Annotated in this window: 6 protein-coding genes and 1 pseudogene; 2 read left to right on the top strand and 5 right to left on the bottom strand. The window is 64.8% G+C overall.

The window, feature by feature from the left end:
- Positions 1-79: 79 nt before the first annotated feature.
- The 3 genes from EBE87_RS30640 to EBE87_RS27705 all read right to left on the bottom strand — a co-directional run bounded on the left by EBE87_RS30640 (position 80) and on the right by EBE87_RS27705 (position 2029).
- Positions 80-253 (bottom strand): DDE-type integrase/transposase/recombinase, encoded by a 174-nt coding sequence (locus EBE87_RS30640; RefSeq protein ID WP_367605495.1) that lies wholly within the window; start codon positions 251-253, stop codon positions 80-82.
- A gap of 235 nt (positions 254-488) precedes the next feature.
- Positions 489-1163 carry a glutathione S-transferase family protein gene (locus tag EBE87_RS27710; RefSeq protein WP_120641015.1) on the bottom strand — a complete coding sequence of 225 codons (675 nt, stop codon included), beginning with the start codon at positions 1161-1163 and terminating at the stop codon, positions 489-491.
- Between the two features lie 2 nt (positions 1164-1165).
- Positions 1166-2029 (bottom strand): NAD(P)H-binding protein, encoded by an 864-nt coding sequence (locus EBE87_RS27705; protein ID WP_120641014.1) that lies wholly within the window; start codon positions 2027-2029, stop codon positions 1166-1168.
- Between the two features lie 82 nt (positions 2030-2111).
- On the opposite strand from EBE87_RS27705, the gene EBE87_RS27700 reads away from it, so the two are divergent.
- Positions 2112-2531 (top strand): winged helix-turn-helix transcriptional regulator, encoded by a 420-nt coding sequence (locus tag EBE87_RS27700; protein WP_120641013.1) that lies wholly within the window; start codon positions 2112-2114, stop codon positions 2529-2531.
- 185 nt (positions 2532-2716) lie between these two features.
- Here the strand turns inward: EBE87_RS27700 and EBE87_RS27695 are convergent, their stop codons facing one another.
- Positions 2717-3049 carry a hypothetical protein gene (locus EBE87_RS27695; RefSeq protein WP_120641012.1) on the bottom strand — a complete coding sequence of 111 codons (333 nt, stop codon included), beginning with the start codon at positions 3047-3049 and terminating at the stop codon, positions 2717-2719.
- Positions 3050-3255: 206 nt separating this feature from the next.
- On the opposite strand from EBE87_RS27695, the gene EBE87_RS27690 reads away from it, so the two are divergent.
- The gene (locus EBE87_RS27690) at positions 3256-3738 is read left to right on the top strand and encodes a hypothetical protein (protein ID WP_120641011.1); all 483 of its coding nucleotides are present in this window, start codon (positions 3256-3258) and stop codon (positions 3736-3738) included.
- 225 nt (positions 3739-3963) lie between these two features.
- Here the strand turns inward: EBE87_RS27690 and EBE87_RS30175 are convergent.
- Positions 3964-4196 (bottom strand): annotated as a pseudogene (locus tag EBE87_RS30175) (winged helix-turn-helix transcriptional regulator).
- Between the last annotated feature and the right edge of the window lie 303 nt (positions 4197-4499).

The raw sequence follows: 4499 nt of genomic DNA, 5'->3' as shown, positions 1-4499 counted from the left end.
CGCATCGCCATGCGCTATGACCGCTGCGTCCACACCTTCATGTCCGCCATCTGCCTCGCCGCCACCGTCCTCTTCTGGATCAATGAGTCCTGAGCCTAGTACGATGCCGCACCTCGGGCAGCAGATCGCGATGCGCCGCACCGTAGCTCCGCAGGCCATCGATGATGAGCCGCCGCGGCTTGTACTTGAGGCCCGCCAGCAGGCGCTTGAAGAAGCGTTTGGCGGCCGTGGCATTCCGCCGATCCTGGACCAGGATGTCGAGTACGTCGCCGTTCTGATCAACGGGGCGCCAGAGATACTGCAGATCCCGTTAATCTTCAGGAACACCTCATCGAGGTGCCAAACGTCGCCTGGCCTCGGCCGGCACTTGCGCAGCTTGGCCGCGAAATCAGCTCCGAAGCGCAGGCACCAGCGCTGGCCCACACCGCGGCTGTCTTGATCGACCCTCCTAATCGAGAACGGGCAGTTAAGCTCTGCGGCGCCGCCCGTCAGAGCTGCGGCAGCTGCAAGCCGTCCTTGTGGAAGGCTGTCGCGACCGCCGGGCGCTCCAGCAGGCGGTGGGTGGCTGCGGTCCACGCCGGATAGTTCGACATCGCTGCGTCGATCATCGTCCCCCAGCGATAGAAGACCAGCAGGAAGACATCAGCGACCGTGTAGGTGTCCGGCACGGCCCAGCGACGGCCGTCGCCCCATAGCGCTTCGATCGCGGCAAAGGCGTCCAAGACGTTCGCGCGCCCTCGCGATGCGATACCGACCTGCGCCAGTGTGTCGTCGGTGAACCGGGAGGGCCGCCAAAGGCCTCCGAACGCGACTGCATGGACATGACTCGACAGCCAGTTGGTCCATTCGATCGTGCGCGCCTCCCGCGCCGGATCGGTGGGCACAAGGCCGAGTGTCGGGCGCAGTCTTGACAAATAGGTCATGATCGCTGGGACCTCGGTGAGCAGCAGCGGCTCGCCGGCAGTGCGCCCCACAACGGGCGACAGCGCAGGTACGCGCCCCTTGGGATTGCGCGCACGCCATGCCGATCGGGACGCCTCGTCGTCTGCCGCTCGCGCCGACACGCGATGCGCGGAGTAGGGAATGCCGAGCTCCTCCAGCACGATCCGAACGGCTAGCGAGCAGGAACCGGCATCGTAGAAAAAGTCCAACGACGGCGACATGTTCAAAAGCGATCTTTCGCCAGGGCATTTCGGACCACGTCGCGAAGGCTGACAGTGGGTCGGCCGAGCAGACGCCCGAGCGCGCCCGAGCTGTCTTCCAGTATCCCACCTGCCGCGCCGGCGCTGAAGCCTGCCAGCATCGCCGCGACGGGCGCAGGCATGCCGCCCGCTTCCAACGCCCGCGCGTAGTCGGCTTCGGGCAGGTCACGGTAGATCACCGGGTTGCCGGATGCTTCAGAGAGCGCCGCTGCGACGTCGGACAGGGTGAACGCTGTGTCACCGGCCAGTTCGTGGACGCCGGCCGCCTCTGGTCCAGCGACGAGTACCGTGGCGGCCGCCTCGGCATAGTCTGCCCGCGCGGCGCCCGAGATGCGCCCATCGCCGGTGCTGCCGAGCAACACGCCGTGCGCCATGGCCGCGTCGACGCCGATCAAGTAGTTCTCGATGTACCAGCCGTTGCGCAAAGCGGCGTGCGGCAGCACGCTTTCCGCCAGCATCGCTTCCGTCGCCTGGTGGGAGGGCGCCACGCCGAGGGGGTTGCGGTCGGCGCGAAGGACGCTGGTATAGGCGATGAAGCCCACCTCGGCAGCTACCGCGGCATCGATCACGGCGCGATGCTGCTCGATGCGGCGGGCGAGGTCATCGGACGAGATCAGCAGCAGCCGATCGACACCGGAGAGGGCGTCGGCGAGATCGGCCGGCTCATCATAATCGAAGCGGCGCACCGCGACTCCGCGCGCCGCGAGGTCGTCCGCCCGGTCGGGATCGCGGGCGAGCGCCACGATCTGGTCGGGTGTCGTTCTCTCGAGCAACGCGTCTATCGTCAGCCTGCCGAGCCGGCCGGTGGCTCCAGTGATCGCGAACATGGTCGGCTCCTTTGATCTTGAGCGACCTGACTTATTGATTTAGCTATCAGATAGTAAGTACGCACATGAAGGTAAGTGTCGAATGACGATCGACGGACACCTGGCGTCCCAGATGCTGCGCGGCGATGCGTTCGACGCCGACTGTCGATCACGCGAGGTGCTGGTCGCCATCACCGGCAAGTGGAGCGTGCTGATCTTGGTAGCGCTAGGCGGCGGCACGATGCGGTTCGCTGAGCTGCGCCGCCGCGTGAACGGGGTCAGCGAGCGGATGCTGGCCGAGAGCCTGCGTCAGCTCGCGCGATATCGCCTCATCGAGCGGCGCAGCTTCCCGGTTGTGCCGCCGCACGTGGAATATACGCTGACCTCCCTCGGTCACGAGGCGGCCGGTCAGCTGACCCGCCTGACCGACTGGATCGAGGGCAACGTCACGCAGCTGATCGCCGATGATCCGTCTCAGCCTCAACAAACCGAGGTTCCGTCCTCGAACCTGTCAGGAGACTGAGTTTGAGAACGGCCTAGCTTGCCTGATACCCGATGGAAAGTGTAACGATTGGGCTGATACACTCACCTCGGCCGCTTCTAGAAGAAGGCACGAGGATCGAAGCTTATCGTGCTCAATAGGCTCCGTACCGGGCCAGAATGGGGCGGTATGCTGTGGTCGCCGCCCGACCTGGGGAGGTGGGCGGCTTACGCCGCCCCCTGCGCCTTCCGCACCCCGTTCAGCACCGCCTCATGCGTCGCCAAGATCCGCCGCAACGTGGGCTTCCCCTTGTCGCTCGCCTCGGCGATGCCCTCGTGCATTTCCTCGATCCCCATCGCCATCTGCTCGGCCAAGCCAGAGAGCCGCTCTTGGAGTTGCTCGTCGTCGTCCTTCAGTTCGGCCGTCCAGATCGCCAGGACGCGAGCGAGTTCGGCGGCGGCGCGCTCGGGGGGGACACCCGCTTGCAGCAGCTTGATGAGGGGCGCCAGGTCGGCAGCAGGGGAGCGGGGCATGCGCGGGAAGATAGGGAGGCGGACCATGGATGGCTAGGCGACGAGGGGCCGCTGTGTGGCAACGGCCGCCCTGCCGCGCGTCCAGCATGGGATGCGAGAATTATGATGCAGAGAAGGCCAAGAGGCTGCGGCACCAGTCCAGGAGCGCGAAGCCCTTTGGTGAGGAAGGCGTCTGGAGAACCTTGCTCTCCCTGCGTGGACCTATACCGTGAACGGTTCACAGAGGAATCGGCATGAAGCTTCCTGTCGCCCTGACCATTGCCATGATACCCACCCTGTCCATGGCGAACTGCATTCCCCCCTGGCAGACGCAGTTCGCCTGCGACATTCCCGAGCGTAACGCGAGGGTGGAATTCTGCCGCATCGCCGAGCCACGGCTGCACCCAGGCAGGGCAGAACTCTACTATACATTCGTGACAGGAACCCGGCCCGCAGAACTGTACTTCGAAGCCGAATCCTACATATTCTCCACGAAGGAGATGGATGCTGACCGTCCATCCGAGATCACCAGCGGCATCGGCTACCCGCGCGGGAACTACGTCTACGCCTTCTTCATCACTGAAGACCGGCGGAGACCCGGCAACGTGAGAGATGCCGAGGTCCGGGCATACAGCTCGGTCGACGCCTTCTCGAATAGCAAGAGGAGCAACGACATCATCAAACTCCGCTGTGAACGTTCGTCGATCGTCGCAGATTTTGACAGCATTCGGCCCTGAAATTCTGCCTTGTTCGGCATTTTCTCAGTGTGATCCACTCTTCGAGATGCCCCGCCGAACCCTGTCATGGGCCGTATTGCGGCATCCCGCGCTCAGCTATCCATGTGACACCGGGTGCACGCGTTATCGTGCTGCATGGGCGGTAGCAGATGTCGCACATAGGTAGAAAGCGGCCGGCGGGCGGCCCATGCGCATGACCGCGACTGCCGCAGCCGTCTCATGTGGTCAGTCCGGCGCACCCGGCACGTCCGCAGCGTGAAGGCGCGGGAATTCCCGCATCGATACCAGGACGGGCATGAGGCTCGCCCCCGTGTGTGTGAGCCCGTACTCGACATGCGGCGGCTGCCGGCCGAAATCCCGTCTCGCGACCAAGCCGTCCCGCTCAAGCTCCCTCAGGTGCTGTGTGAGACCTTCTGCGACAGGCCCGGGATGTCCCGCAGCAACCGTGACGTCCGCATCGTGGGTTCGGCAAACAGACGGAACAGGATCGGGAGCTTCCACCGCCCGCTGATCATGCTGAGCACGCGGGTAACATGCGCGACGGAGCCTTCCGGGCCGAGGCAGGCGCTTCTCCGTTCCTGATCTATGGGCACTTTCAGGTGCGTAATGGACCCGCCCATCGCTCTCTCTCCATAACGCCAGCCGCAGCGCGAGGAGGATGTCATGGATCTGAAGATTGACGGAAGGGTGGCGTTGGTCACCGGCAGCAGCAAAGGCATTGGCGAGGGGATCGCCCGCGGTCTCGCGAGGGAGGGGGCCGT

The organism is Teichococcus wenyumeiae, assembly GCF_003696345.1.
Lineage (GTDB): Bacteria > Pseudomonadota > Alphaproteobacteria > Acetobacterales > Acetobacteraceae > Pseudoroseomonas > Pseudoroseomonas wenyumeiae.
This window is presented reverse-complemented; position numbering and strand designations above follow the sequence as displayed.

Coding starts and splice junctions, on each gene's coding strand:
- EBE87_RS27705 (WP_120641014.1), bottom strand. CDS start 2,029: ATGTTCGCGATCACTGGAGCCACCGGCCGGCTCGGCAGGCTGACGATA.
- EBE87_RS27690 (WP_120641011.1), top strand. CDS start 3,256: ATGAAGCTTCCTGTCGCCCTGACCATTGCCATGATACCCACCCTGTCC.
- EBE87_RS27710 (WP_120641015.1), bottom strand. CDS start 1,163: ATGTCGCCGTCGTTGGACTTTTTCTACGATGCCGGTTCCTGCTCGCTA.
- EBE87_RS27700 (WP_120641013.1), top strand. CDS start 2,112: ATGACGATCGACGGACACCTGGCGTCCCAGATGCTGCGCGGCGATGCG.
- EBE87_RS27695 (WP_120641012.1), bottom strand. CDS start 3,049: ATGGTCCGCCTCCCTATCTTCCCGCGCATGCCCCGCTCCCCTGCTGCC.